This window comes from Pantoea sp. GM_Pan_3 (assembly GCF_026541045.1).
Classification (GTDB): domain Bacteria; phylum Pseudomonadota; class Gammaproteobacteria; order Enterobacterales; family Enterobacteriaceae; genus Pantoea; species Pantoea anthophila.
On the sequence record NZ_JALNVA010000006.1, the window covers coordinates 76,697 to 100,990 of the forward strand.

The 24,294-nt window shown below is 57.2% G+C and carries 22 protein-coding genes; 10 read left to right on the forward strand and 12 right to left on the reverse strand.

Going from position 1 to position 24,294, the window contains the following annotated elements; all coding sequences use genetic code 11:
- The first annotated feature begins 11 nt into the window (after positions 1-11).
- Complete coding sequence (gene prlC / locus OXR04_RS16930; protein WP_111207843.1) at positions 12-2,054, forward strand: oligopeptidase A; 2,043 nt, start codon at positions 12-14, stop codon at positions 2,052-2,054.
- A gap of 8 nt (positions 2,055-2,062) precedes the next feature.
- On the forward strand, positions 2,063-2,815 hold the full coding sequence (gene rsmJ / locus OXR04_RS16935; RefSeq protein WP_046100774.1) for a 16S rRNA (guanine(1516)-N(2))-methyltransferase RsmJ: 753 nt from the start codon (positions 2,063-2,065) through the stop codon (positions 2,813-2,815).
- A gap of 120 nt (positions 2,816-2,935) precedes the next feature.
- Here rsmJ and OXR04_RS16940 read toward each other — a convergent pair whose 3' ends face one another.
- Entirely contained in the window at positions 2,936-3,178 is a 243-nt protein-coding gene (locus OXR04_RS16940; protein WP_167429053.1) for a hypothetical protein, read from the reverse strand.
- 305 nt (positions 3,179-3,483) lie between these two features.
- On the reverse strand, positions 3,484-3,921 hold the full coding sequence (gene uspA, locus OXR04_RS16945) for a universal stress protein UspA (RefSeq protein WP_009087866.1): 438 nt from the start codon (positions 3,919-3,921) through the stop codon (positions 3,484-3,486).
- Between the two features lie 413 nt (positions 3,922-4,334).
- Here uspA and uspB point away from each other — a divergent pair, with 413 nt between their 5' ends.
- The gene (uspB, locus tag OXR04_RS16950; protein ID WP_009087864.1) at positions 4,335-4,670 is read left to right on the forward strand and encodes a universal stress protein UspB; all 336 of its coding nucleotides are present in this window, start codon (positions 4,335-4,337) and stop codon (positions 4,668-4,670) included.
- A 49-nt stretch (positions 4,671-4,719) separates the two neighbouring features.
- On the opposite strand, the gene pitA is transcribed toward uspB, so the two are convergent.
- Entirely contained in the window at positions 4,720-6,222 is a 1,503-nt protein-coding gene (gene pitA / locus OXR04_RS16955; protein ID WP_146239924.1) for an inorganic phosphate transporter PitA, read from the reverse strand.
- 243 nt (positions 6,223-6,465) lie between these two features.
- On the opposite strand from pitA, the gene OXR04_RS16960 reads away from it, so the two are divergent.
- The gene (locus OXR04_RS16960) at positions 6,466-7,650 is read left to right on the forward strand and encodes an NAD(P)/FAD-dependent oxidoreductase (RefSeq protein WP_009087861.1); all 1,185 of its coding nucleotides are present in this window, start codon (positions 6,466-6,468) and stop codon (positions 7,648-7,650) included.
- Positions 7,651-7,657: 7 nt separating this feature from the next.
- On the opposite strand, the gene OXR04_RS16965 is transcribed toward OXR04_RS16960, so the two are convergent.
- Positions 7,658-8,644, reverse strand: coding sequence for an aldo/keto reductase (locus OXR04_RS16965; RefSeq protein ID WP_111207847.1), 987 nt, complete (start codon positions 8,642-8,644; stop codon positions 7,658-7,660).
- A gap of 293 nt (positions 8,645-8,937) precedes the next feature.
- Between OXR04_RS16965 and OXR04_RS16970 the strand changes: the two genes are divergently transcribed.
- From OXR04_RS16970 to OXR04_RS16980, 3 genes are all read left to right on the forward strand, one after another.
- The gene (locus tag OXR04_RS16970) at positions 8,938-9,135 is read left to right on the forward strand and encodes a hypothetical protein (RefSeq protein WP_033736089.1); all 198 of its coding nucleotides are present in this window, start codon (positions 8,938-8,940) and stop codon (positions 9,133-9,135) included.
- A gap of 1 nt (position 9,136) precedes the next feature.
- A complete protein-coding gene (locus OXR04_RS16975; protein WP_033736088.1) occupies positions 9,137-9,964 on the forward strand; it encodes a hypothetical protein in 828 nt (275 codons plus the stop codon).
- Between the two features lie 183 nt (positions 9,965-10,147).
- A complete protein-coding gene (locus OXR04_RS16980; RefSeq protein WP_111207848.1) occupies positions 10,148-10,825 on the forward strand; it encodes an SDR family oxidoreductase in 678 nt (225 codons plus the stop codon).
- Between the two features lie 15 nt (positions 10,826-10,840).
- Here OXR04_RS16980 and OXR04_RS16985 read toward each other — a convergent pair whose 3' ends face one another.
- A complete protein-coding gene (locus tag OXR04_RS16985) occupies positions 10,841-12,229 on the reverse strand; it encodes a sugar porter family MFS transporter (RefSeq protein WP_046100768.1) in 1,389 nt (462 codons plus the stop codon).
- A gap of 261 nt (positions 12,230-12,490) precedes the next feature.
- On the opposite strand from OXR04_RS16985, the gene OXR04_RS16990 reads away from it, so the two are divergent.
- Positions 12,491-13,147, forward strand: a complete 657-nt coding sequence (locus tag OXR04_RS16990; RefSeq protein ID WP_009087852.1) for an epoxyqueuosine reductase QueH — start codon at positions 12,491-12,493, stop codon at positions 13,145-13,147.
- Here OXR04_RS16990 and OXR04_RS16995 read toward each other — a convergent pair whose 3' ends face one another.
- The gene (locus OXR04_RS16995) at positions 13,148-13,651 is read right to left on the reverse strand and encodes a helix-turn-helix domain-containing protein (protein WP_167429056.1); all 504 of its coding nucleotides are present in this window, start codon (positions 13,649-13,651) and stop codon (positions 13,148-13,150) included.
- 299 nt (positions 13,652-13,950) lie between these two features.
- Here OXR04_RS16995 and OXR04_RS17000 point away from each other — a divergent pair, with 299 nt between their 5' ends.
- Positions 13,951-14,973 carry an alpha/beta hydrolase gene (locus tag OXR04_RS17000; RefSeq protein WP_267372149.1) on the forward strand — a complete coding sequence of 341 codons (1,023 nt, stop codon included), beginning with the start codon at positions 13,951-13,953 and terminating at the stop codon, positions 14,971-14,973.
- A gap of 26 nt (positions 14,974-14,999) precedes the next feature.
- Here OXR04_RS17000 and OXR04_RS17005 read toward each other — a convergent pair whose 3' ends face one another.
- The 5 genes from OXR04_RS17005 to uxuA all read right to left on the reverse strand — a co-directional run bounded on the left by OXR04_RS17005 (position 15,000) and on the right by uxuA (position 22,179).
- Entirely contained in the window at positions 15,000-15,968 is a 969-nt protein-coding gene (locus OXR04_RS17005; RefSeq protein WP_009087845.1) for a sensor domain-containing diguanylate cyclase, read from the reverse strand.
- Positions 15,969-16,071: 103 nt separating this feature from the next.
- On the reverse strand, positions 16,072-17,049 hold the full coding sequence (gene hemB, locus OXR04_RS17010; protein ID WP_009087843.1) for a porphobilinogen synthase: 978 nt from the start codon (positions 17,047-17,049) through the stop codon (positions 16,072-16,074).
- Between the two features lie 126 nt (positions 17,050-17,175).
- Entirely contained in the window at positions 17,176-18,681 is a 1,506-nt protein-coding gene (proP, locus tag OXR04_RS17015) for a glycine betaine/L-proline transporter ProP (protein WP_009087842.1), read from the reverse strand.
- Between the two features lie 435 nt (positions 18,682-19,116).
- Entirely contained in the window at positions 19,117-20,706 is a 1,590-nt protein-coding gene (locus OXR04_RS17020) for an EAL domain-containing protein (RefSeq protein WP_267372151.1), read from the reverse strand.
- 288 nt (positions 20,707-20,994) lie between these two features.
- The gene (gene uxuA, locus OXR04_RS17025; RefSeq protein WP_267372152.1) at positions 20,995-22,179 is read right to left on the reverse strand and encodes a mannonate dehydratase; all 1,185 of its coding nucleotides are present in this window, start codon (positions 22,177-22,179) and stop codon (positions 20,995-20,997) included.
- A gap of 147 nt (positions 22,180-22,326) precedes the next feature.
- Here uxuA and OXR04_RS17030 point away from each other — a divergent pair, with 147 nt between their 5' ends.
- Positions 22,327-23,010 (forward strand): FadR/GntR family transcriptional regulator, encoded by a 684-nt coding sequence (locus OXR04_RS17030; protein ID WP_267372154.1) that lies wholly within the window; start codon positions 22,327-22,329, stop codon positions 23,008-23,010.
- Here OXR04_RS17030 and OXR04_RS17035 read toward each other — a convergent pair.
- The gene (locus tag OXR04_RS17035) at positions 22,999-24,054 is read right to left on the reverse strand and encodes an AI-2E family transporter (RefSeq protein WP_009087834.1); all 1,056 of its coding nucleotides are present in this window, start codon (positions 24,052-24,054) and stop codon (positions 22,999-23,001) included. The genes OXR04_RS17030 and OXR04_RS17035 overlap by 12 nt on opposite strands.
- Between the last annotated feature and the right edge of the window lie 240 nt (positions 24,055-24,294).

The following is a 24,294-nucleotide window of genomic DNA, read 5'->3' on the forward strand; positions in this document are numbered from 1 at the left end:
AGGACTGCGCTATGACCAATCCGCTACTGACATCTTTTACGCTTCCCCCTTTTTCTGCCATCCAGCCTGAACATGTGGTGCCTGCCGTGACTGAAGTGCTCAGTCAGTGTCGCGCAGAAGTTGAAAAGGTCGTGGCGCACGGCGCGCCTTACACCTGGGATAACCTGGTTCAGCCGCTGGCTGAAACGGATGACCGCCTGAGCCGTATCTTCTCGCCGGTCAGCCATCTCAATGCCGTGAAGAACAGCCCGGAGCTGCGCGAAGCCTATGAGCAGACGCTGCCGCTGCTGTCGGAGTACAGCACCTGGGTGGGTCAGCATGAGGGACTGTATCAGGCGTATCGCGACCTGAAAGAGGGCGATCAATACGCGACCCTGGATCTGGCGCAGAAAAAAGCGGTAGATAACGCCCTGCGCGATTTTGAGCTTTCCGGTATCGGTCTGCCGAAAGAGAAGCAGCAGCGCTATGGCGAAATCGCCGCGCGCCTCTCCGAGCTGGGCTCGGCGTACAGCAACAACGTGCTGGATGCCACCATGGGCTGGAGCAAACTGATCACCGACGAAAGTGAGCTGGCCGGTATGCCAGAAAGTGCGCTGGCGGCGGCGAAAGCGCAGGCCGAAGCCAAAGAGCAGGAGGGCTGGCTGCTGACGCTGGATATCCCAAGCTATCTGCCGGTGATGACTTACTGCGACAACGCGGCGCTGCGTGAAGAGATGTATCGCGCCTATGCGACACGCGCCTCCGATCAGGGGCCAAACGCCGGGAAATGGGATAACGGCCCGATCATGGCGGAAGAGCTGGCGCTGCGTCACGAGCTGGCACAGCTGCTGGGCTTTGACTCTTACGCAGACAAATCGCTGGCGACCAAAATGGCTCAGAGCCCGTCTCAGGTGATCGACTTCCTGAATGACCTGGCCGAACGCGCCCGTCCGCAGGGGGAAAAAGAGCTGGAGCAGCTGCGCGCCTTCGCGAAAAAAGAGCATGGCGTTGAAGAGCTGAATCCGTGGGATCTCACCTATTACGGGGAAAAGCAGAAGCAGCATCTCTATACCATCAGCGATGAGCAGCTGCGCCCATACTTCCCGGAAGCGCGTGCGGTCGCTGGCCTGTTTGAAGTGGTCAAACGCATCTACGGCATCAGTGCGAAGCAGCGTAACGACGTTGAGGTCTATCATCCTGACGTGAAGTTCTACGATCTGTTCGATGAAACCGGCGAACTGCGCGGCAGCTTCTATCTCGACCTCTATGCCCGCGAACACAAACGTGGCGGCGCCTGGATGGATGACTGCGTGGGTCAGATGCGTAAAGCCGATGGCACCCTGCAGAAGCCGGTCGCCTATCTGACCTGTAACTTTAACCGTCCGGTGAAGGGGAAACCTGCGCTCTTCACCCATGACGAAGTGATTACCCTGTTCCATGAGTTCGGTCACGGTCTGCACCACATGCTGACCCGCATCGAAGCGCCTGGCGTTTCCGGTATCAGCGGTGTGCCATGGGATGCGGTCGAACTGCCAAGCCAGTTTATGGAAAACTGGTGCTGGGAGCCGGATGCGCTGGCGTTTATCTCCGGTCACTATGAGACCGGCGAACCGCTGCCGAAAGCCCTGCTGGATAAAATGCTGGCGGCGAAGAACTATCAGGCCGCGCTGTTTATCCTGCGTCAGCTGGAGTTCGGCCTGTTCGATTTCCGTCTGCACACCGAATTCAACCCGGAAAAAGGCGCGCAGATTCTGGAAACCCTGCGTGAAGTGAAAAGCCGTGTGGCGGTGGTGCCGGGGCCGGAATGGGGCCGTTTCCCGCACGCCTTCAGCCACATCTTTGCGGGCGGCTATGCGGCAGGTTACTACAGCTATCTGTGGGCGGACGTGCTGGCGGCGGATGCTTATTCCCGTTTTGAAGAGGAGGGGATCTTCAACCGCGAAACCGGCCAGTCGTTCCTGGATAACATCCTGACGCGCGGCGGTTCGGAAGAGCCGATGGAGCTGTTTAAGCGCTTCCGTGGCCGTGAGCCGCAGCTCGATGCGATGCTGGAACATTACGGCATTCAGGGATAAGTCGGTTCGTGAAAATCTGTTTGCTCGATGAATCAGGCGCCGGAGACGGCGCCTTGTCACGTTTAGCGCAGCGCTGGCAGCTGGAGCAGGATGATACCGCGCTGCTGGCGCTGGTGCAGACCGCGACCCACCTTGAACTGCGTAAGCGGGATGAGCCAAAGCTGGGCGGTATTTTTGTTGATTTCGTCACCGGCGCCATGGCCCATCGCCGTCGTTTCGGCGGAGGACGCGGTGAAGCCGTCGCCAAAGCGGTCGGCATCAAAGGCAGTTATCTGCCGGATGTGGTCGATGCGACCGCCGGTCTGGGACGCGATGCGTTTGTGCTGGCGGCGCTGGGCTGCCGGGTACGGATGCTGGAGCGCCATCCGGTGGTGGCAGCACTGCTGGAAGATGGTCTGCAGCGTGGCTATCAGGATGCGGAAATCGGTCCCTGGCTGCGCGAGCGGCTGACGCTGATTCATGCGGCCAGTGCCCAGGCACTGGGTGATATCACGCCACCACCTGACGTCGTTTATCTCGATCCGATGTATCCCCATCGCCAGAAAAGTGCGCTGGTGAAAAAGGAGATGCGGGTCTTTCAGTCGCTGGTGGGGCCGGATGAGGATGCGGATGCGCTACTGGAGCCTGCCCGCCGGCTGGCCAGAAAACGCATTGTGGTAAAACGGCCAGACTATGCGCCGCCGCTGGCGGGTGTGGTGACACAGGCCGCCGTGGTGACTAAAAGTCATCGCTTTGATATTTATCCTCCGCTCAGCGAATAACGTATGTCAGCGCGAGTGGCTATTTCGTTTTCTGTTTTTGCTTAAAGAGCATGCCTGATAACGTTTCAGGCATGCTTCAGCCTCTCCTGTTTGCGCAATCGTACAAACAGGGTAAATAAATCAGGCCGATATTGTCGTCAGGAAGCCGGAAAAGGCGGTCAGAAAGCTTTTGGCCACGTTCAGGCCGAGGGCTCTGAAGGTCAGACTCAGTCGCTCTCCGAATGTGGTGCTTTCCTTCAGCGACGTCAGGGTGCTCTCCAGTAAGCCCGAAACGTCCGTCAGTGCACTGTTCACGTCACCCAGAAATTCAGGCAGGCCAGCACCGCTTACCGCCGCAATTTCTTTCTCGTTAATTTCTCTCATTGTTAATGTCCTTATTGATTAAATAGATCGGCTTATCTTTTTCCTGCTCTCTCTGATGTAAACAGATCAGAGAGCAGGCGAAAGATAGCGAATGGGAAAAAGGTTGCCCATAGTAAAATTGTGATAAATAGCGCGCTGCGCGTAATAAAACGATTCGCATTAGCGAATCAACGATTCATTAATGTAACGCCGGTTTTAATATGATGTTCAGATAAGCGAAATGAAGCGGATAAATGCGGGGGCCGGGCCGAACCTGAAAGAGACGACAGAGAAAAGCCGGCTGATGCCGGCTTTCAGAAAAGGATTTATTCGTCGTCGGCATCGCGCAGCGGCACAATCAGCATATCGATATGTACCGTGTTAATCAGCTGACGGGCCGAAGACATCAGCTTGCTCCAGAAATCCTGATGATGACCGCAGACCACCAGGTCGACGTCATACTTCTTAATGGCATCGACCAGAACCTGACCCAGGTCGCCGCTGCCGCTCAGGGTTTCACTGATCGGATAACCGGCCGCCTCTGATAACCCTTTCAGGGCAGTGTGCGTCTCTTCCGAGATACGCTTCTGCATATCCCCCAGGTTAACGTCGATCAGACCGGTATAAAGGTCGGAGTAGTTCACGTCGACGTGAATCAGGGAAATGCGGGCATCGTACGGGCGAGCCAGCGAAACGGCCTTATCCACCAGTAACTGACTTTCGGGGGAAAGGTCTACTGCAATCAGGATATGTTTATAAGCCATGATAAAACTCCTTTCGCGAGATTAAGGATGGCATCCGGTGTTCCTGCCGCGTCACAGCTGAGCGAAATCCCTTGCGCGAGCGGGCGATGAGCGCCACCAAAGTGTCTGCCTGCGTTGCAGGTGATGTAGTTATGCCCTGAGTATAGTCTTCTCTCACCGTAAATGCTGTGGTTGCCGTCTGGCTTGTGAATAAGATCAAGGCTGTGCCGGATTTACTCGCGCCGAACGAAAATCATCGTTGGAAAAAACGTAAAGATTTCTCCTACACTGAAAAAAGGCGGTCCGATTCGCAGCCGCTCAGGGGGTCGAAAACTTTCGCAGTCCGGTGATTCAGTGGCTGGTGATGACGGCAGGTTTGCTCAGGGATTTATCGCTGGGTCAGCGACTGCGCCGCCAGTCGGGAGGGGGAGAATATGATCAGCACGGTTGCGCTTTTCTGGGCGCTTTGTGTGGTATGTATCGTGAATATGGCGCGCTATTTTTCATCTCTGCGCGCACTGCTGGCGGTATTACGGGGGTGCGATCCACTGCTCTATCAGTATGTCGACGGCGCGGGCTTTTTTACCTCTCACGGTCAGCCGAGCAAGCAGGTGAGGCTGGTGACCTATATCTGGGCTAAGCGCTATCTCGACCATCATGACGATGAGTTTATCCGGCGCTGCGAGCGGGTGCGGGGGCAGTTTATTCTGACCAGCGCGCTGTGCGGACTGGTCATTATCAGCCTGGTGGCGCTGGCGATCTGGCATTAAAAAAGGGCGACCGGAGTCGCCCTTTTTAGCTGGCATTACACCAGTTGCATTACACCAGTTTTAGCGCAATCCAGTAGAGCGAACCTGACAGCACAATACAGACCGGCAGGGTGAAGACCCACGCCATCGCGATGTTCTTGATGGTCCGGCTCTGCAATCCGCCACCGTCAACCAGCATGGTACCGGCAACGGATGAGGAGAGGATGTGCGTGGTCGAAACCGGCATACCGGTGTAGCTGGCGACGCCAATCGACAGCGCGGCCGTCACCTGAGCTGACATGCCCTGCGCGTAGGTCATGCCTTTTTTACCGATTTTTTCACCAATGGTGGTGGCGACACGACGCCAGCCAATCATGGTGCCGGTGCCCAGCGCCAGCGCCACAGCCATAATGATCCAGACAGGCGCATACTCGATGGTGCCGAGCAGGTCACTTTTCAGCTTACCCAGGAAGCGTTTGTCATCGGGCGTGGTCTCCGGCAGTTTCGCCGCCTTGTCAGCAGTGTCGGAGATGCAGAGCAGCAGACGACGCATCTGACCGCGCTGTTCAACCGTCAGCTGATCGTAGCTCTGCAGGTTATTCAGCAGTCCCTGAGCACGCTGAACCGCCTGCAGCGCGCGGGCGCTGTCACAGTGGAACTCCTGCGGGCTGGTGGCCGGCACTTCTTCCGGTGTCGGCAGTTTTGGCGGTGCCATCTGGATAATATGCGTCAGCGAGGCGCTATGCTGCTGATAATATTGCTCCAGGTGATTGACCGCATCGCGGGTGCGCGTGATGTCGTAACCGGAGGCATTCATGTTGACCACGAACCCCGCCGGAGCCACACCAATCAGGACCAGCATGATCAGACCAATGCCTTTCTGGCCGTCGTTTGCCCCGTGCGAGTAGCTGACACCGATTGCCGATACAATCAGTGCAATACGGGTCCAGAACGGCGGCTTCTTCTTGCCGTCGATCTTCTCACGGTCAGCAGGCGTCATATGAATACGCGCACGCTTTTTGGTGCTGCTCCAGTAGCGGCGCAGAATAAAGATTAAGCCACCCGCAATCACCAGGCCGATGATCGGCGACAGGATCAGAGAAAGGAAGATATTCAGCACTTTCGGGATGTTGAGGGCATCAACGACCGAGGTGCCGCTCATCAGGGCGTTGGTCAGACCGATACCGATAATGGCGCCGATCAGCGTATGGGAGCTGGAGGCCGGCAGACCGAGATACCATGTGCCGAGGTTCCAGATAATCGCCGCCAGCAGCATAGAAAACACCATGGCGAGACCGTGTGCCGATCCCACATTTAACAGCAGGTCGGTGGGAAGCATATGAACAATAGCGTAAGCGACACTCAATCCACCGAGCAGCACGCCAAGGAAGTTGAATACGCCTGCCATGACCACAGCAAGCTGGGCACGCATGGCACGGGTATAGATGACCGTCGCAACCGCGTTGGCCGTGTCGTGGAAACCGTTGATCGCTTCGTAAAACAATACAAACAGCAGGGCAAGAACCAATAACAGACTCGTACTGAGGTCTAGACCAGCAAACAGATGTAGCATAAACGTTACGCCATTTTTGGAGGACATGAACGCGGCGCATTATCCGCGACAACGTGCTGTATGGGAAAGGAAAATATAGCCCTAATTTGACCTTTCGTTGTAAGCCTGACGCGTAAGTCAGCGAAAAAGGGTTAGATATTAAGCAGATACATTATGACACATTTACGGCAATTTTTTGACGCTGGCGTCTCAGTGAGCAGATCACTACAATCTGCGCCTTTCCTGTTATATGAGTGAGCTGCAGTGGAACAGTTTGACGTTATCATCATTGGTGCCGGGGCCGCAGGCCTGTTCTGTGCCGCCCAGGCCGGACAGCGGGGACGCCGCGTATTACTGCTGGATAATGGCAAGAAGCCGGGCCGCAAAATTCTGATGTCTGGCGGCGGGCGCTGCAACTTCACCAATCTCTATACGGAACCGGCGGCTTATCTGTCGCACAATCCCCACTTCTGCAAGTCGGCACTGGCCAGATATACCCAGTGGGATTTCATCGATCTGGTTAATCGCCACGGCATCGCCTGGCACGAGAAAACCCTGGGCCAGCTCTTCTGCGACGACTCTGCGCAGCAGATTGTCGATCTGCTGATGGCCGAGTGTGACAGGGGCAATGTCACTCTGCGGCTGCGCAGTGAAGTGCTCAGCGTCACGCGCGATGAGCGCGGTTATACGCTGCAACTCAACGGCAGCACGGTGCAGGCTGAAAAGCTGGTGATCGCCAGTGGCGGCCTGTCAATGCCGGGTCTGGGTGCCTCGCCGTTTGGCTACAAAATTGCGGAGCAGTTCGGGCTGAGCGTCTTCCCGACGCGGGCCGCACTGGTGCCCTTTACCCTGCATAAACCGTTGCTGGAGCAGTTGCAGACGCTCTCTGGCGTCGCGCTGGACACCACCATCGATGCCGAGGATGGTACCCGCTTTAAAGAGGCGATGCTCTTCACCCATCGCGGGCTATCCGGCCCGGCGGTGTTGCAGATCTCCAGCTACTGGCAGCCGGGTGAGTTCGTGACGGTCGATCTGTCGCCCGCCACCCCGCTGGCACCGTTTCTGACGGCTCAGCGCGACGCCCATCCTAACCTCAGCCTGAAAAACAGTCTGGCCAAAATCCTGCCGAAACGGCTGGTGGAAGTGCTGCAGGCGCTGAACGTGGTGCCGGATGTCACGCTGAAGCAGCTCAACAGCCGACAGCAAACGGAACTGGCGCAGACCCTGCACGCCTGGCGCATCCAGCCAAACGGCACCGAGGGATATCGCACCGCCGAAGTGACGCTGGGCGGCGTGGACACCACGCAGCTCTCCTCAAAAACCATGGAGGCGCGCGCGGTGCCGGGACTCTACTTTATTGGTGAAGTGGCGGACGTGACCGGCTGGCTGGGGGGATATAACTTCCAGTGGGCCTGGAGTTCCGCCTGGGCCTGCGCCCAGGCGTTGTAACGCCCGTTTACCAGCGCTGATGCACGTGGGGCGCGATCTTCTCCTGATAGAGCTGCTTCAGCGCCGTCATCGTTTCCGCAGAGAGCGCGTCAACGCCGCTGGCACGCGCATTTGCTTCCGCCTGCTCGCGGTTTTTCGCACCGGGAATGACCACGCTGACATCGTCGTTCATCAGGATCCAGCGCAGCGCGAACAGGGCCATCGTGATGTCGCCCGGAACAAAGCGGCGAATCTCCTCAACCGCCTCCAGCGCCACCTCATAAGGCACGCCGGAAAAGGTCTCTCCTTTATCGAACGCTTCGCCATGACGGTTAAAGGTGCGGTGATCGTCAGCGGCAAATACGCTGTCGGCGTGCATTTTGCCGGTCAGCAGGCCTGATGCCAGCGGCACACGGGCGATGATAGCCACATCACGGCTTTTCGCCTCATGCAAAAGCCGTTCAGCCGGACGCTGGCGGAAAATGTTGTAAATCAGCTGAATGGACGCGACGTTGGGAAACTCCAGCGCCTTCAGACCCTCTTCGACTTTCTCAACGGATACGCCGTAGTGACGGATTTTTCCGGCGGCCACCATCTCATCCATCACCGCAAACACCTCCGGGCTGTAATAGACCTCGGTGGGCGGGCAGTGCAGCTGGACCAGATCCAGCGTGTCGGTTTGCAGATTATCCCGCGAGCGGTCAATGAAATCGTTGAGGTTTTTCGCATTGTAGCCTTCAGCCACATGGGGAGAGAGGCGCCGCCCCAGTTTGGTAGCCACGAAAGGGCGTTCGCCGCCGCGCTGTTTCAGCACTTCGGCAATGATTTTTTCGGAGCGGCCATCGCCATAGACGTCGGCGGTATCGATAAAGGTGACGCCCGCATCCAGCGCGGCATGCAGTGCGGCTCTGGCATCCTCCAGGCTGACCTCTCCCCAGGTTCCGCCGATAGCCCAGGCGCCAAAGCCAATTTCAGAGACGCGCTGACCGGTACGGCCCAGTGTTCGTAGTTTCATGCAAACTTTCCTCGATGCGTTTCAGACAGGGTAAGAGTACGCGGATGACCCTTGAGCTTAGTCTTTCCTGGCCGGGAGAGCGCGCCGCGTCCCCGCAGCTCAATCCAACAGAGCAGGAGGCGTCTGCGACGCCAGGCCGCTGGTAACGTTGAGGTTTTCAGGAAAAAATCGCCGGAAACAACGCCTTACCGCTTCGCTAATTAGCTGATTTTAAGAAATTTCCCCTGAAATTAATTGGGCGAGAGTGTGGATTCAGTCACATACTTCTTTTTTTGACTCACAAGTGGATCGCTATGTTCAGGTTTATTAAGTCGGTCTTTGCCAGCCCCGAGAAATTTCTGCAGATCATGACCCGCCAGGATATCAACGACTCGATTGCCGAAGGTGAACGCATCATCATTGATGAGAACGGCAATATCTCGGTCAACACGCTGAGCGAGGAAGTCCACGAAGATTTTTCCCGCCATGTGAACGCGTTAAAGGGAGTCTGAGGTGGGTACCGCAATATTCATGGTCCTGATGGTGAGTGGTTACTGGTACACCAGCCGCGATCTCAACAGCCGTTTTAAAATCCGCCGCTCATCAGGCTGGGACGTCTATTTCCTGGTCGCGCTGTATGGCTGTATTTTTGTCCTGCAGGGGGTCTTTGCCACCGGCCTTGTCTGGCTGCTGCTGCTGGGCATCTCCGCGCTGGCAAATGCTGTTCAGGTCATACCGGGCGCCCATCTGAAGTGGCAGGTGGAGTTCATGAACTGGAGCTTTCTTGGCATCCAGGCTCCGGTCGTCATTATGCTGGCTTTCGCGATCCTGCTCTGTCTCTACCGCTCCAACTGGGCGGGCAGCGCACGGCTGAACGTTTCAGGCCGTAAAGATCTCTATCAGCGGCTCTCCCGGTCTAACGGCGTGGAGCAACTGCTGTTTCAGTGCATGGAAGAGGGTGAACTGGCGTGGATCACGCTGAAGTCCCGCCGCATCTACATCGGCATGGTTCACGCCTCCACGTTCGAATATGAGAGCACTAAAAACATTGTGCTGATTCCGATGCTGAGCGGCTATCGCGACAGCAAGACGCTGAAGCTGGCGGTGGAGCACAACTACAGCAAATGGTATGCCGAGCATGGCATTACGCTCGACTCGACACCCAAAGATGCGATGTCGTTTCGTAAGGTGATCATGGTTGATCAGATTGAAAGCCTGTCACTGTTCGATCCGGCCAGCGCCACGGCGCTCTCAATGGGCCATCCCCAGGAAGTGGAGAAGAGCCAGGGGAACGAGAACGGCGACAGTCCGGATGATAAAAGCCGGGACACGCAGGGATAATCAAAACCCGCTCCTTTCCCTTCATCAGGCGCGCTCATCAGGCGCCTGAAACCTGCCTTCATCCCCTCTGCCAGCAGCAAAAAGTTACCTGACGTGCGGTGGCCCGGCGAAAAAGCACGGCGGGCCGCGCTCTGCGCCGATTTGCCGTTAAGCTTGTGATGAGACCACTAACGAGGAGTGAATATGGCTCAGCAAAATAAGGTACTGATTATCGGCGCCTCACGCGGTATCGGCCTGGCGGTGGCGCAGGCGTTCGCCGGGCAGGGCTGGCAGGTCACGGCCACCCATCGCAGCGGCATCCCGGCGCAGGGCAACCGGCCGGAAATCCGCTGGCACGCGCTGGATATGACCCAGGCGTCAGCGGTGGAAGAGCTGGCTGGCCAGCTCACCGGTGAGGGGTTCGATGCCATTCTGATTAATGCCGGCATTTCCGGGCCGTCGCACCAGACCCTGTCGCAGAGTGACGACCAGGAACTGGCGCAGCTCTTCCTGACCAATGCCATCGCGCCGGTACGCAGCGCAGAAATATTACTGCCACTGCTGAAGCCGAGTGGTGTGCTGGCACTGACCTCCTCCCAGCTCGGCAGCCTGAATGAAAACCCGGATGCGCAGATGCCGATTTATGCTGCCAGCAAAGCGGCACTGAACATGTTAAGCCGCACCCTGACCGCTGCTGTGGACGCGCAGGGCGGAACGCTGCTGACGCTGCACCCCGGCTGGGTAAAAACCGACATGGGTGGCGAAAGCGCGCCCCTGACGGCAGAAGAGAGCGCGGAAGGTATCGTCCGGCAGCTGACCCACTGGCGCGGTCGTGGAGGACATCACTACGTCGATTACGCCGGCCAGTCATTGCAGTGGTAAGCCGCGTCGGGGCGGTTACGCCCCGATATCACGCAGCGCTTTGCCCTTCATCAGATTGCGTTCGATGTGCTCCAGCGTCACATGTTTGGTCTCCGGCACCAGCATCATCGTCAGCACGATAAACACCAGATTCAGCGCGCCATAGAACCAGAAGGTGTTGGCATTCCCCAGCTGATCGAGCAGGGTGAGGAAGGTTGCCCCTACAATCATATTGCCGACCCAGTTGGTGGTCGTGGAGGCGGTAATCCCGAAGTCACGCCCTTTCAGCGGCTGGATCTCGGAACAGAGCAGCCAGACAACCGGACCGGCTGCCATCGCAAAGCCCACGATAAACATCAGCAGCATCGCCACCGCAAAATATTTGCGGAAGTCGGTCTCAACGCCGATGTGCAGCAGCGTGCCCAGCACCCCCATCCCCACGGCCATCACCAGAAAGCTGGTGGTAAGCATGGGTTTGCGGCCCCAGCGATCCACAAAGAAGATGGCAATCAGCGTCGCCAGCATGTTGACCAGCCCGACAATCACCGTGCCCCACATCTGCTCACTGGTGCTGGAGAACCCGGCGATGTTGAAGATTTTAGGGGCGTAATACATCACGACGTTCATGCCGGTAAACTGCTGCATCACCTGCAGCAGCATGCCGAGCCACACCGCGCGGCGGAAATTGCCATTCGAGCGGAACAGTGACCAGCCGCGCTGCTTCACCTGCAGGCTTTCCCGGATCTCCTCCAGCTCCTCACGAGCCTGCTCGCTGCTGTTACGCAGCCGGTCCAGAACCCGCTGCGCCTCATTAAACCGACCGTGTGCCGCCAGCCAGCGCGGGCTGTTGGGCAGAAACAGCACGCCGATAAACAGGATCACCGCCGGAATCGCGATGACCCCGAGCATGCCGCGCCAGTTACCGCTGTAGCTGAAAGCCGTGTCGGAGAGATAGGCCACCACAATGCCGGTGGTCAGCATCAGCTGATACATGGAGATCATTGAGCCGCGAATACGCTCAGGCGCAATCTCGGCCAGATAGAGCGGCGCGGTGTAGGAGGCGATGCCTACCGCCAGGCCCAGAATCACGCGCGCGCAGACCAGCGAGGTCACATCCGGTGAGAAGGCTGACCAGAGCGAGCCAATCACAAACAGCGTCGCGCCTGCCAGCATACTTTTCTTGCGTCCCAGCTTTGATGACATCCAGCCCGCCGCCAGCGCACCCAGCGCCGCGCCAAACATCATCGAACTGACCACCCACTCCTGCTGATGGTTGGTGATCTGCAAATCCTTCGCCAGAAACGGCAGGGCACCGGCGATGACGCCAATATCCAGGCCAAACAGCAGGCCGGACAGCGCAGCCATAAAACAGACGAACCAGGTAAAGCGGTTCTGCGTACTTCCCGATTTTTTTGCCGCGCCCATGCGAGTCTCCTTGCGGTAGTCCAGTGTCAACATTGTTAATGTTATGTAAACATAGTCGACGCCAGTGTGTTGCCGATCACACTTCCGACCACTGTTACCGCTCAGTCAGACAGAGACGCAAAATAAAGCATGAGAGATCAATGGTGTGGCGACGGAGGCAAAACAGGGGCAGGGGCACGATTACACAAAGCCGCGCAGATTTTGCAACTCGTCACCGGCGGCATTACACTGCCGCTTTCCTGCTATTGATTGAAGGTGTTTATGTCTGAACCTTTCCAGCGTCAGCCGCTGCCTCTGCCGGGCGGTCACAATAAAGTCCTGCTGCACTCCTGCTGCGCCCCCTGTTCGGGTGAAGTGATGGAAGCGATGCTGGCATCCGGCATTGATTACACGATCTATTTCTACAACCCGAATATTCATCCGCTCAAAGAGTATGAGCTGCGCAAAGAGGAAAATATTCGTTTTGCTGAAAAATTTGGCGTGCCGTTTGTTGATGCTGACTACGACCGGGACAACTGGTTTGAGCGGGCGCGCGGTCTGGAGTGGTCGCCGGAGCGCGGTGAACGCTGCACCATGTGCTTTGATATGCGCTTTGAGCGAACCGCGCTCTATGCGCATGAAAATGGCTTTCCCGTTATGACCAGCTGTCTGGGGATTTCACGCTGGAAAGACATGAAGCAGATTAACAGCTGCGGTGTCCGTGCAGCGGCCGCTTATCCCGATCTGCTCTACTGGGAATTTAACTGGCGTAAAGGTGGCGGGTCGGCGCGCATGATTGAAATCAGCAAGCGCGAAAGTTTCTATCAGCAGGAATATTGCGGCTGTGTCTATTCACTGCGCGACACCAATCGTCATCGCGTTGCTCAGGGACGTGAGCGGATTCAGATTGGTGTGCAGTATTATCAGCCGGATGAGTGATTAACCGGCATCGCGGAAAGTGTCGGCCTGCGCATAACCGCGTGCCGGGCGCGTAACAGGGCGCACCGTGACGGCACAGCGCGGCTGAATCTCCGCGTCGGGCCGCGCGTAGCCGCACAGGGCACAGGGATTCTGCGCCTCTGCCAGCGCTGCGCTGCTCCCATTACTCAGCGGACGCTTGCGGCAGGCGCTCGGCGTGCAGCCCATCATCTGTTTGAATGAGCGGGTAAAGGATTGCTGGCTTTCAAAATGGTATTTCAGCGCCAGGCTGATAATGGGCGTACGGCTGTTTTTTAAATCATGAATACAGGCGTTAAGCTTTTTTCTGCGGATATAGCGCGCCAGCGTTTCATTATGATAGCGGGCAAAGAGTTTCTGCAGATACCATTTGGAATAACCCGCCTTTTCCGAAATATCATCAATACTTAAACGCTGATCGAGATTGTGATTAATCCACTCAGTGATGGAGACAATTACGCTTTCATTATATTTATTGTCGTTCATAGGCACCCCCCGTTTAACGTGCGGGCATTCTGAATTATTTATCTTAATGTGCTTATTCTTTGCGTAAAGATTCTTCAGGATTTGAATCGCAACCTCCCATGAGGTTCATTTAAACGGTGCTTATTAATTAATAAGATGAGATGTAATTAATCTGTTGGTTTTTTTGGCGGAATAAGGCGGCAACCGGCGCGGATGCAGCGCCAGCCCGGATGAGCACTTCGCCACCGCACAGCGCATCAATAGATTTTTTTCCGCGACCTGCCAGGCTTACGACTCACCTTTAACCTGGAGAATCCCGGATGGGCCCGACATTTCTGCTGAAGAAACCGCTTGCTGTGCTGCTGACCTCGCTGGCCTTGCTGACCTCTCTCCCCACCCGTGCCGCCACAACCTATGGCGAACAGCTGGAAGGCTTTCACTACCCTTATCCTCTGCACCATTTTGATTTTTTATCGCAGCAGCAGTCGCTCAGCATGGGCTATATGGATGTGAAACCCGTCGCGCGTGCCAACGGGAAAACCGTGGTGCTGATGCACGGTAAAAACTTCTGTGGTGCCACCTGGGAAGAGACCATCCGCGCCCTCAGTCAGCAGGGATACCGCGTTATCGCGCCCGATCAGATTGGCTTCTGCAGCGCCACCAAACCCGGCCGCTATCAGTACAGCTTTCAGCAGCTGGCTGACAATACGCATCAGCTGCTTGCCCGTTTGGGTGTGGAGAAGGCGGTAATTGTGGGTCACTCCACCGGCGGGATGCTGGCGACGCGCTATGCGCTGATGTACCCGCAGCAGACGCAGAAGCTGGTGCTGGTTAATCCGATAGGGCTGGAGGACTGGAAAGCGAAAGGGGCGCCGTGGCGTTCCGTCGATCAGTGGTATCAGCGGGAACTCAGGCTCAGCGCAGAGGGCATTAAGAAGTATGAGCAGCAGACCTACTACGCGGGCCGCTGGAAACCTGAATATGACAAATGGGTCGATATGCTGGCCGGACTCAACAGCGGGCCGGGGCATGAGAAGGTGGCGTGGAACTCCGCCTTAATCTACGACATGATTTTCACGCAGCCGGTGTTTTATGAGTTCGGCGATCTGAAGGTGCCGACCACGCTGATGATCGGCACGTCTGACACCACGGCTATCGGCAGCGATATCGCCCCGCCAGCGGTGAAAGCGCGGCTGGGCGATTACAGGGTGCTCGGTAAAGCGGTCGCAAAACGCATTCCGGGGGCGCGGCTGATTGAGTTTCCGGGCCTGGGGCACGCGCCGCAAATGGAAGAGCCTGCAAAGTTTAATCAGACCCTGCTCGACGATCTGGCGCGTCCCTGACCCTTCAGCCGCGGCGGCGGCTGAGGTTACACCGCGACACGCTTCTGCTTTTTACGCTGGTACATCCGCTCATCGCTGTCGTGCAGCAGCTGTTCCAGCGACTGCGGCTGCGCCGGATCGAATTCGACGATGCCGGAAGAGAACTGCAGATGGTAACGACGATTCAGGCTGATCGACTGCTGGCGCAGATAGCAGGCAAACTGCTGTAACAGCGCTTCGCTCTGCTGCTGCGACATGCCATTGAGCAGCACCACAAACTCGTCGCCGCCCAGTCGGGCAAAGAGATCGGAGTGTTTAAACACCACCTTCATCGCGTCGGCAAAGTCCATCAGCGCCCGGTCGCCTTCGCGATGGCCCAGCGAGTCGTTGATCTGCTTGAACTTGTCGAGGTCGAGAAACGTCAGTGAGGCTGGCCGGTTTTTCATCCGGCATTCGTTCAGCACCATCTGTCCCAGGGTCATAAAGCCGCGGCGATTGGTTATCTGCGTCAGTTCGTCGCAGGTGGCGGTCTGAAAGGCGACCAGCTCCGCTTCAGCCATCGCGGCCAGGTCACGCATGGTAGCCTGATCCTCTTCATCAAACTGGCGCGGCTCGCGTCCGATGATGCAGAGCGTACCCAGTTTAGCGCCGCCTGGTGCACGCAGCGGACAGCCGGCATAAAAACGGATGTGTGGATCGCCGGTGACGAGCGGGTTGTCGTGAAAACGCTCATCTTTGTGCGCATCTTCAACAATCATGATCTCATCCTGCAGGATAGCGTGTCCGCAGAAGGAGATATTGCGCGGCGATCCCGGCGGTGCAAAGCCCTGAGCCGATTTAAACCATTGATGGTCAGCTTCCAGCAGGCTGACTAACGCGATAGGCACGTCAAACAGGCGGCGGGCCAGACGGGTTAAACGATCAAAACGTTCCTCCGCGGTGGTGTTCATGATGTTCAGCGCACGCAGCTGCGATAAACGTTGTGCCTCGTCGGCAGGAATGTCAGGTGCTTTCATCACAGAGACCTTTGTTGGTTTAGCCGAAGCCAGGTTCTGGTGTTTGCCTTTTGGCGGAGAAGAAGAGCGTGACATCGCGATCACGCTCTTTATGAGGAGGGGATCAGAGCACCTTTTGTTCGGCGAGATCAAGAGCGAAATAGCTGAAAATCAGGTCTGCACCGGCACGTTTGATCGCCCCGAGGCTTTCCAGCACCACGTTACGCTCGTCAATCGCACCGGCCGCTGCGGCAAACTTGATCATCGCGTATTCGCCACTCACCTGATAAGCCGCCAGAGGCAGTTCGGTGCGCTCACGGATGTCACGCAGGATATCCAGATAGGCACCTGCCGGTTTCACCATCAGTGAATCTGCGCCCTGAGCCGCGTCGAGCAGTGATTCACGAATCGCTTCACGGCGGTTCATCGGGTTCATCTGATACGTTTTACGATCGCCTTTCAGCGCCGTGCCCGCGGCTTCACGGAACGGGCCGTAGAAGGAGGAGGCAAACTTGGTGGAGTAGGACATGATTGCGGTCTGGGTGAAGCCCGCCGCGTCCAGCGCGCGACGAATCGCCTCAACCTGCCCATCCATCGCCGCCGACGGGGCGATAAAATCGGCTCCGGCTGCGGCAGCAACGACTGCCTGCTTACCCAGGTTTTCCAGGGTGGCATCGTTGTCGACACCGTGATCGCAGAGCACGCCACAGTGGCCGTGGCTGGTGTATTCGCAGAAGCAGGTGTCAGACATGACGATCATCTCCGGCACGGTCTCTTTGCAGATGCGCGACATGCGGGCCACCAGACCGTTTTCGTTCCACGCATCGCTGCCGGTGGCATCGGTGTGGTGCGAAATACCAAAGGTCATGACCGAGCGGATACCGGCTTTGGCGATACGCTCAATCTCATAAGCGAGACGTTTTTCCGGAATACGCATCACGCCAGGCATCGCCTGAATCGGTTTGTAGTCGTCGACCTCTTCTTCAACAAAAATGGGCAGAGCCAGATCGTTCAGGCTCAGGGATGACTCCTGGAACATTTCACGCATTGACGCGCTGGCGCGCAATCTTCTTGGGCGCTGGATAAGGGAATAATCAGACATTTTCATTCTTACGCAGGTGAAAAAAGTGACAACAGTTTACTCCCTTTGCCCGCAGGGCATGAAGGATTGTGTGCGGTAGGGAGGGGGAAAAATGCTCTCCCGCCGGGCGGCGGGAGAGCAGAACGATTACTCGTTGATATCCGGATGCTGCTGCACCAGATTTTTACGTTTCGCTTCCAGACGGGCGATCTCTGCGTCGATATCTTCGATTTTATTCTCGATGTTATCGTGATGCTCCTGCAGAATCTCGCGCGCTTCTTCCATATCTGACGCGGCCGGTGTGGCGCCTTTCAGCGGCTTGTTCGCAGTCTCTTTCATGAACAGACCGGTAATCAGACCAATCACGGCCACGACCATCAGATAGTAGGCAGGCATGTAGAGGTTGTCGGTTGACTCAACCAGCCAGGCGGCCAGCGTAGGGGTCAGACCGGCAACCAGTACCGAGATGTTAAAGGCACTGGCCAGCGCACTGTAGCGGATGTGGGTCGGGAACATGGCAGGCAGTGACGAAGCCATCACACCGGTGAAGGAGTTCAGGATCACCGCCATCAGCAGCAGACCACCAAAAATCATGCCCAGCACGCCACTGTTGATCATCATGAAGGCAGGGATCGAGAAGACCATCAGGGCGAGACTGCCGATGATAACAAACGGGCGGCGGCCAAAACGGTCACTCATCATGCCGATCATCGGCTGAACAAACAGCATCCCGATCATGATGGCGATGATAATCATCACACCGTGATCTTCGCTGTAGTGCAGGTTATGCGACAGGTAGCTCGGCATGTACGTCAGCAACATGTAGTAGGTGACGTTTGTGGCGATGACCAGACCGATACAGGAGAGCAGGCTGCGCCAGTGTTTGGTCGCAATCTCTTTGAAGGAGACTTTCGGGCCATCCTGCAGACCTTCGCGGTCACCCTGTTCCAGCTTGTCCACGTGCTGCTGGAATGCCGGGGTCTCTTCCAGCGCATGACGCAGGTAAAGACCGATGATGCCCAGCGGCAGCGCAACGAAGAACGGCAGACGCCAGCCCCACTCAAGGAAGTTCGCTTCCCCGATAATGGAAGAGATCAGCACGACCAGACCCGCACCCAGCACGAAGCCGGCAATGGAGCCAAAGTCGAGCCAGCTTCCCATGAAGCCGCGTTTGCGGTCAGGCGAATATTCGGCCACGAAGATCGAGGCACCGGTATATTCACCGCCCACCGAGAAGCCCTGTGCCATCTTCGCTAACAGCAGCAGAATCGGCGCCCAGATGCCGATGGAGGCATAGGAGGGGATCAGGCCGATACAGAAGGTACTGACCGACATGATGATAATGGTGATGGAAAGAATTTTCTGACGACCATATTTGTCGCCCAGCATACCGAAGAACAGACCACCCAGCGGTCGGATCAGGAAGGGCACAGAGAAGGTACCCAGCGCCGCGATCATCTGAACGCCTGGCGACGCATCCGGGAAGAAGACTTTACCCAGCGCATAGGCCACAAAGCCGTAAACGCCGAAGTCAAACCACTCCATCGCGTTACCCAGAGAGGCCGCCGTGATGGCTTTACGTAAACGGGCATCATCAATGATGGTGACATCATTGATCCCAATTGGTTTTACACGCTTCCTACGCAATTTCATAGAATTACCCTGTAATGGAACACGAAAGTTCTCAACGGCGCGAGCCGGATGAATCGTACAGACCGCCACGTTGAGAAATTTAAGCATAGCCGTAAATACGCGCTGTTTTAGCGCCCGTTAACACAATAATTACTGTTGTGATTATTGCGAACAGCGACAGAGTATACCGTTTTTGTGTGATATCTGTCATGTTTGGGCTACATGTAGCCTCTTTTTGCCACTGATAAGGCTATTTATCTCCGCAAAAAAATTATCACTCTGCGTGACAATCGCCGCTTTTTTCAGCACTTGAGCGGCGGTCCTCACGCTTTTCCGGACGGGAGAAATGACGGGCTGGAGGAGGGAGGGAGCGCGAAGGAGATGACCCTGACAAAAGGGAGAACCGCGACGGGCCAATCGGCTATCGGCGTTCTGTCGTCAGACGCCGGTAGCCGGTCAGGTCGTAAGGGCCAGGTCCGGCTCGACGGGCCGGTCGCCCTGTTCGGCCAGCCAGGCAATCAGCCCCGCATTGTCCAGCGGACGCGCGTAATAGTAGCCCTGAATAAAGACCACGCCGCGCTGTTGCAGATAACGGAACTGCAAGGCGGTTTCGACCCCTTCGCCCAGGACTTCCAGCTCCAGCTCATGACTGAGCTGGATAATGGCATCCAGAACGGGTGTTCTGCCCTCAAGCGACTCGATGGTGTTGATAAAGCCCCGATCAATCTTGAGATAATCCAGCGTGAAGGTCTGTAAATAGCTCAGCGAACAGTGACCCGTGCCAAAATCGTCAATCGCGACTTTCATGCCGCAGTGACGCAGGTGTTCCAGTTTGCGTGCCACCGCCGCGCCCTCTTTGATCAGGCTGCGCTCGGTCAGCTCCAGCGTAATCAGGAACTGCTTATCCCTGACCTGTTCAGCAAAGTGCAGCATATCGTCGACAAAGTCAGGATGCTGCAGGTGCTCCGCCGCCACGTTAATTCCCAGGTGGAAATGGGGCTCTACCTGCCAGCTCCGGACATCCTCTGCGACCAACGCCAGCAGGTGGCGGGTCAGCGGCACAATCATGCCTTCCGCTTCTGCGGCACCGATAAAAATATCCGGCCGCACGCCGTTGCCGTCCGGGGTTGTCCAGCGCAGCAGCGCCTCAACACCGACGCAGCGCTGCAGCCGGTTGTCATAGACCGGCTGATAGTGCGCCCTGAACTGGCCGCTGGCGATAGCGCGCCGGATCTCATCGCGCCAGGAAATACGTCGCTGCAGCCAGTTCGCCATTATCATCATCAGCAGAATAGAGAAGATTGCCGCCATCGGCATAATGATAAACATCACCTGACGCCAGGCCGAAATCAGCTCCGTGGGCGAGGCTATCAGCGTGACCGTCAGCGGATAGCGCTGGGAGGATGCCTGATAAATCGACGGTTTGAACCAGCTGTCGGCGGCGATTTGCGGATCGCCATAGGAGATGGGCGCGCCGTCACTGAAATCCATGCTGAAATGGTAGCGATGGGTGCTGCTGATGGCGCGCATAAAATCGATCAGATACTGCCCATCGATTACCGCCCAGAAACTTTCGCCGTCGGGCAGGTCGCGCACAAAAATCACGGCGGGACGCGTCGGCACACCGGCGGTACCGGCAATCGACAGGCTCCACCAGGCTTTACCGGTGACGGGGGCATCACGCAGGATCATCGCTTTCAGCGGGGCAGGACGTGAACCATACACCGATGAACAGGCAATTTTTCCCTGCTCCATTTTACCGATAGCGCGAAAATAGGGATTAAGCGAGCCGATGCGCTGCAGCTGGTTTTCAATCTGGCTGCAGGGCACCTGATCAAACTGGCGCAGCTCGGTAATCATATTCCAGGCGCTGTCGCTCATTCTCTCCGCCTGGGATAGCAGGGTTTCTGCCGCGCTCATCTGCTGCTGATGAACGGTGTGGCGCGCATCCAGTGCGGTAAAAAACAGGCCAATAACCAGAGGCAGCAGGCCGGAGATAATAATCACCAGCCTGGCGTAGTCGCGTTTTCGTTTTAGTAGCGGCACCGCAAAATCCTCTGAATATTATTGGTGTTATCAGGAGGCGCTAATCCGCTGCGCAGAATAACATCTCTCCGGGCGGAGCAGATTAGCGTTTTTGCAATCAATCAGACTGACTCAGGTCAATTATCGAACAGTGCGTGTCATTTATGTGACGTTTGTTTTGTCTTTATTGCGATTCAGCGACACAAATTCAGCAGGCAGGACGCGAGGGATAACGGGCGATGCGCAGCGGTGGGCGAAAGACCCTGCGCCGTCACGGGACGGTCGCAGGGCGGGCGCGTGAATGAAGAATTAATCAGTAAAAAAGATCTGCTTCAGCGCCACTTCCACCCCGCGCAGTTCAGCCAGTCCTTTCAGGCGGCCAATGGCGGAATAGCCGGGGTTGGTGCGTTTATGCAGGTCATCCAGCATCTGATGGCCGTGGTCGGGGCGCATAGGAATGGCCCGCAGGTTGCCCGCCCGACGACGGCGCTGCTCTTCCTCCAGAATGACCCTGATCACCCCCACCATATCGACATCCCCCGCCAGATGCGCCGCCTCATGGAAACTGGCGGGATTCTCTTCACGCTTCGTGGCGCGCAGATGGACAAAATTGATACGGTCGGCGTAGGTTTCCGCCATCTCAACCAGCGCATTGTCGGCCCGCACGCCGTAGGAGCCGGTGCAGAAACAGAATCCGTTGTGCAGACTGTCGACGGTTTCCTTCAGCCACTGCATATCTTCCTGTGTGGAGATAATGCGCGGCAGGCCCAGGATAGGACGCGGTGGATCGTCCGGGTGCACCGCCAGTTTTACGCCAGCCTCTTCCGCCACCGGCACGATGGCGCGCAGGAAGGTCGCCATATGTTCACGCAGTTTTGCTTTGTCGATGCCGTCATACTGCGCCAGCTGCGCCTGAAACTGCTCCAGCGTGTACCCCTCTTCGGCGCCGGGCAGGCCCGCGATGATATTGCGCACCAGCGTGTTTTTCTCGTCCTCGCTCATCGCGGCAAAGCGCGCTCTGGCCGCCTGCTGCTCGGCCGCGTTGTAGTCCTGCTCTGCACCCGGACGTTTTAACAGGCAGAGTTCAAACGCGGCGAACGCGTCGGCATCGAAGCGCAGCGCCTTAGCGCCATCGGGCAGCGTCCAGGCGAGGTCGGTCCGCGTCCAGTCCAGCACCGGCATGAAGTTATAGCAGACGGTATCAATGCCGCAGGCGGCCAGATTGCGGATCGACTGCTGATAATTGGCGATATAGCGCAGGTAGTCGCCGCGCTGGGTTTTAATCGCTTCATGAACCGGAATGCTCTCCACGACTGACCAGACCAGCCCTTTTTCCGCCAGCAGGGCCTGCCGGGCTTTGATCTCCTCAACCGGCCAGATCTCGCCGTTGGGAATGTGATGCAGTGCGGTAACGATGCCGGTCGCGCCTGCCTGACGCGCATCATCCAGTGAAACCGGATCGTTCGGGCCGTACCATCGCCAGGTATGTTCCATGTTTGCTCCTTAACTGTGATGTGGCCCAGTGGTCAGGCCGCTGGACCAAGAGTATGATAGTGTGCAAAACAAGGCCGTGATCCGGATCGCAGCATCATAAACTGCATCGGCCAGCGGGCCGATTGAGCAGGACAGGAGGAGAGGACAATGACCCTGGCAGCCATTAAAACGGAGCGGCTCTACCGTCAGATAGCCAACGCCATCATGGCCGGTATCACGCGCGGTGACTTTGTCGCTGGCGGGCTGCTGCCGCCGGAGCGCGAGCTGGCAAAACAGCTGGGCGTCAGCCGATCATCCGTGCGTGAAGCGCTGATTGCGCTGGAGATGACCGGCTGGGTCGATATCCGCACCGGCACCGGGGTGTTTGTCGCCCAGCCGCTGCCGCAGGCCGGAGTTACGCAGGAGAGTGAGGCCTGCAGTCTGCAGGATCTGTTGCAGGCCCGTGAAGCCTTCGAAGGGATGCTGGCGGGCTTTGCCGCCCGAAACGGTACGCCGGAACAGCGGGCGGCCCTGCTGGCGCTGGCCGCTGAGCTGCAGCAGCATCAGGAAAACGATGCCGCCTTTCTGGCTAAGGACAAACGCTTCCACCTGCTGATCAGCGAGATGAGTGGCAATGATGTGCTGCGCGACCTGCTGGAACAGCTCTGGAACAAGCGCCACAGCTCCCATGTCGAGCGGCTGGAGCGCCATTTTGCTGATAACAGCTTTGCGCTGGAGATGAACGCTGACCATCAGCAGATTGCCAGCGCGATCGTGGCGGGGGATGAGGCGGCTGCCCGTCAGGCCATGGAGAACCATCTGCGGCACGTCCAGCAGCGCTTACTTGGTTAAGCCCCGCACCCGTTTAGGTCGTCCGGTGCCCAGCAGAATGGCCAGACGGCTGCCGCCGGGCGTGGTTTCCATCAGGATTTTCGTGATGCTGGTAAGCGGCACCGACAGCAGCATGCCAACCGGGCCCAGCAGCCAGCCCCAGAAGACCAGGGAGAGGAACACCACCAGCGTCGACAGGCCCAGACCCCGGCCCATCAGGCGCGGTTCCAGCATATTGCCAAACACCATATGAATGGCCGTAAACAGGGCGGCCACCATCGCAGCATCAAACAGGCTGTTCAGCAGGAGCGCCTGCAGGAAGGGCGGGATACCGGCAATGATCGGGCCGATGTTGGGAATGAAATTGAGGATAAACGCCACCACGCCCCACAGCAGTGCGAACTTCACATCCAGCAGAAAGAGCGTCAGCCAGACCGCCACGCCGGTGATCAGGCTCACCAGAGTTTTCAGCGCCAGATAGTGGGTCACCCCTTTCAGCGCTTTGTGCAGCCCGGCGATGCGAATCTTAGGATTCACCAGCGCGTTACGCATTTTGTAGGGCAGGTGATGGACCTCAAACAGCATAAAGACGACAGTCAGTACCAGCAGCACGGTGTTAGTCATCGCGCCGGAAAAGCCGCTCAGCGCCACCGTGGCCAGATTCATCATGGTGTTGGGGTCGAAATGTTTGATCAGAACGTCGGTTGAGATGTTGAGATGAAAGCCCGCGGCCAGATGCTGCAGCACCGTCATTTTCTGCTCCATGGTGGCGCGCAGCTGCGGGTAGAGATCGGAAAACTCGCTCATTGAGCTGGCGATGATGGCGCCCAGCAGCACCATGACGCAGAAGATCACTGTGATCACCAGCCCGATCGCCAGCCCGCGGCGGAAGCCACGCCGCATCAGCATCGTCACCAGCGGGTTGAGTACAATGGCAAAGAAAGCCGCCAGCAGCAGCGGGACCAGAATGTCGGACGCTGCCCGCACCCCGGCGAGGATAATGACCAGCATTGCCAGTTTGATCAGAATATTTTGTCCGATCTTTTCCCGTTGCAGCTCGCTCATTCCCTCTCCCGTGACGTAAATTGGCTGTTGACAGTGTAGCTGAAAGAAAATTAACAATCTGATTTATCAGAGAAACGGTAAAGCGCGGCGGCAGAAGGGGGCCTTAATCAGCGCCACCACACTCCACTTTCGCGGCAGGGTTTTTGTCCGGCACGCTGCGGCTGGTTGACGGCGCAGCGCCGATACGTCAGCGGTGAAAGCGGGTATAGTCGACGGATAAACCTTATCATACAGCCTGAT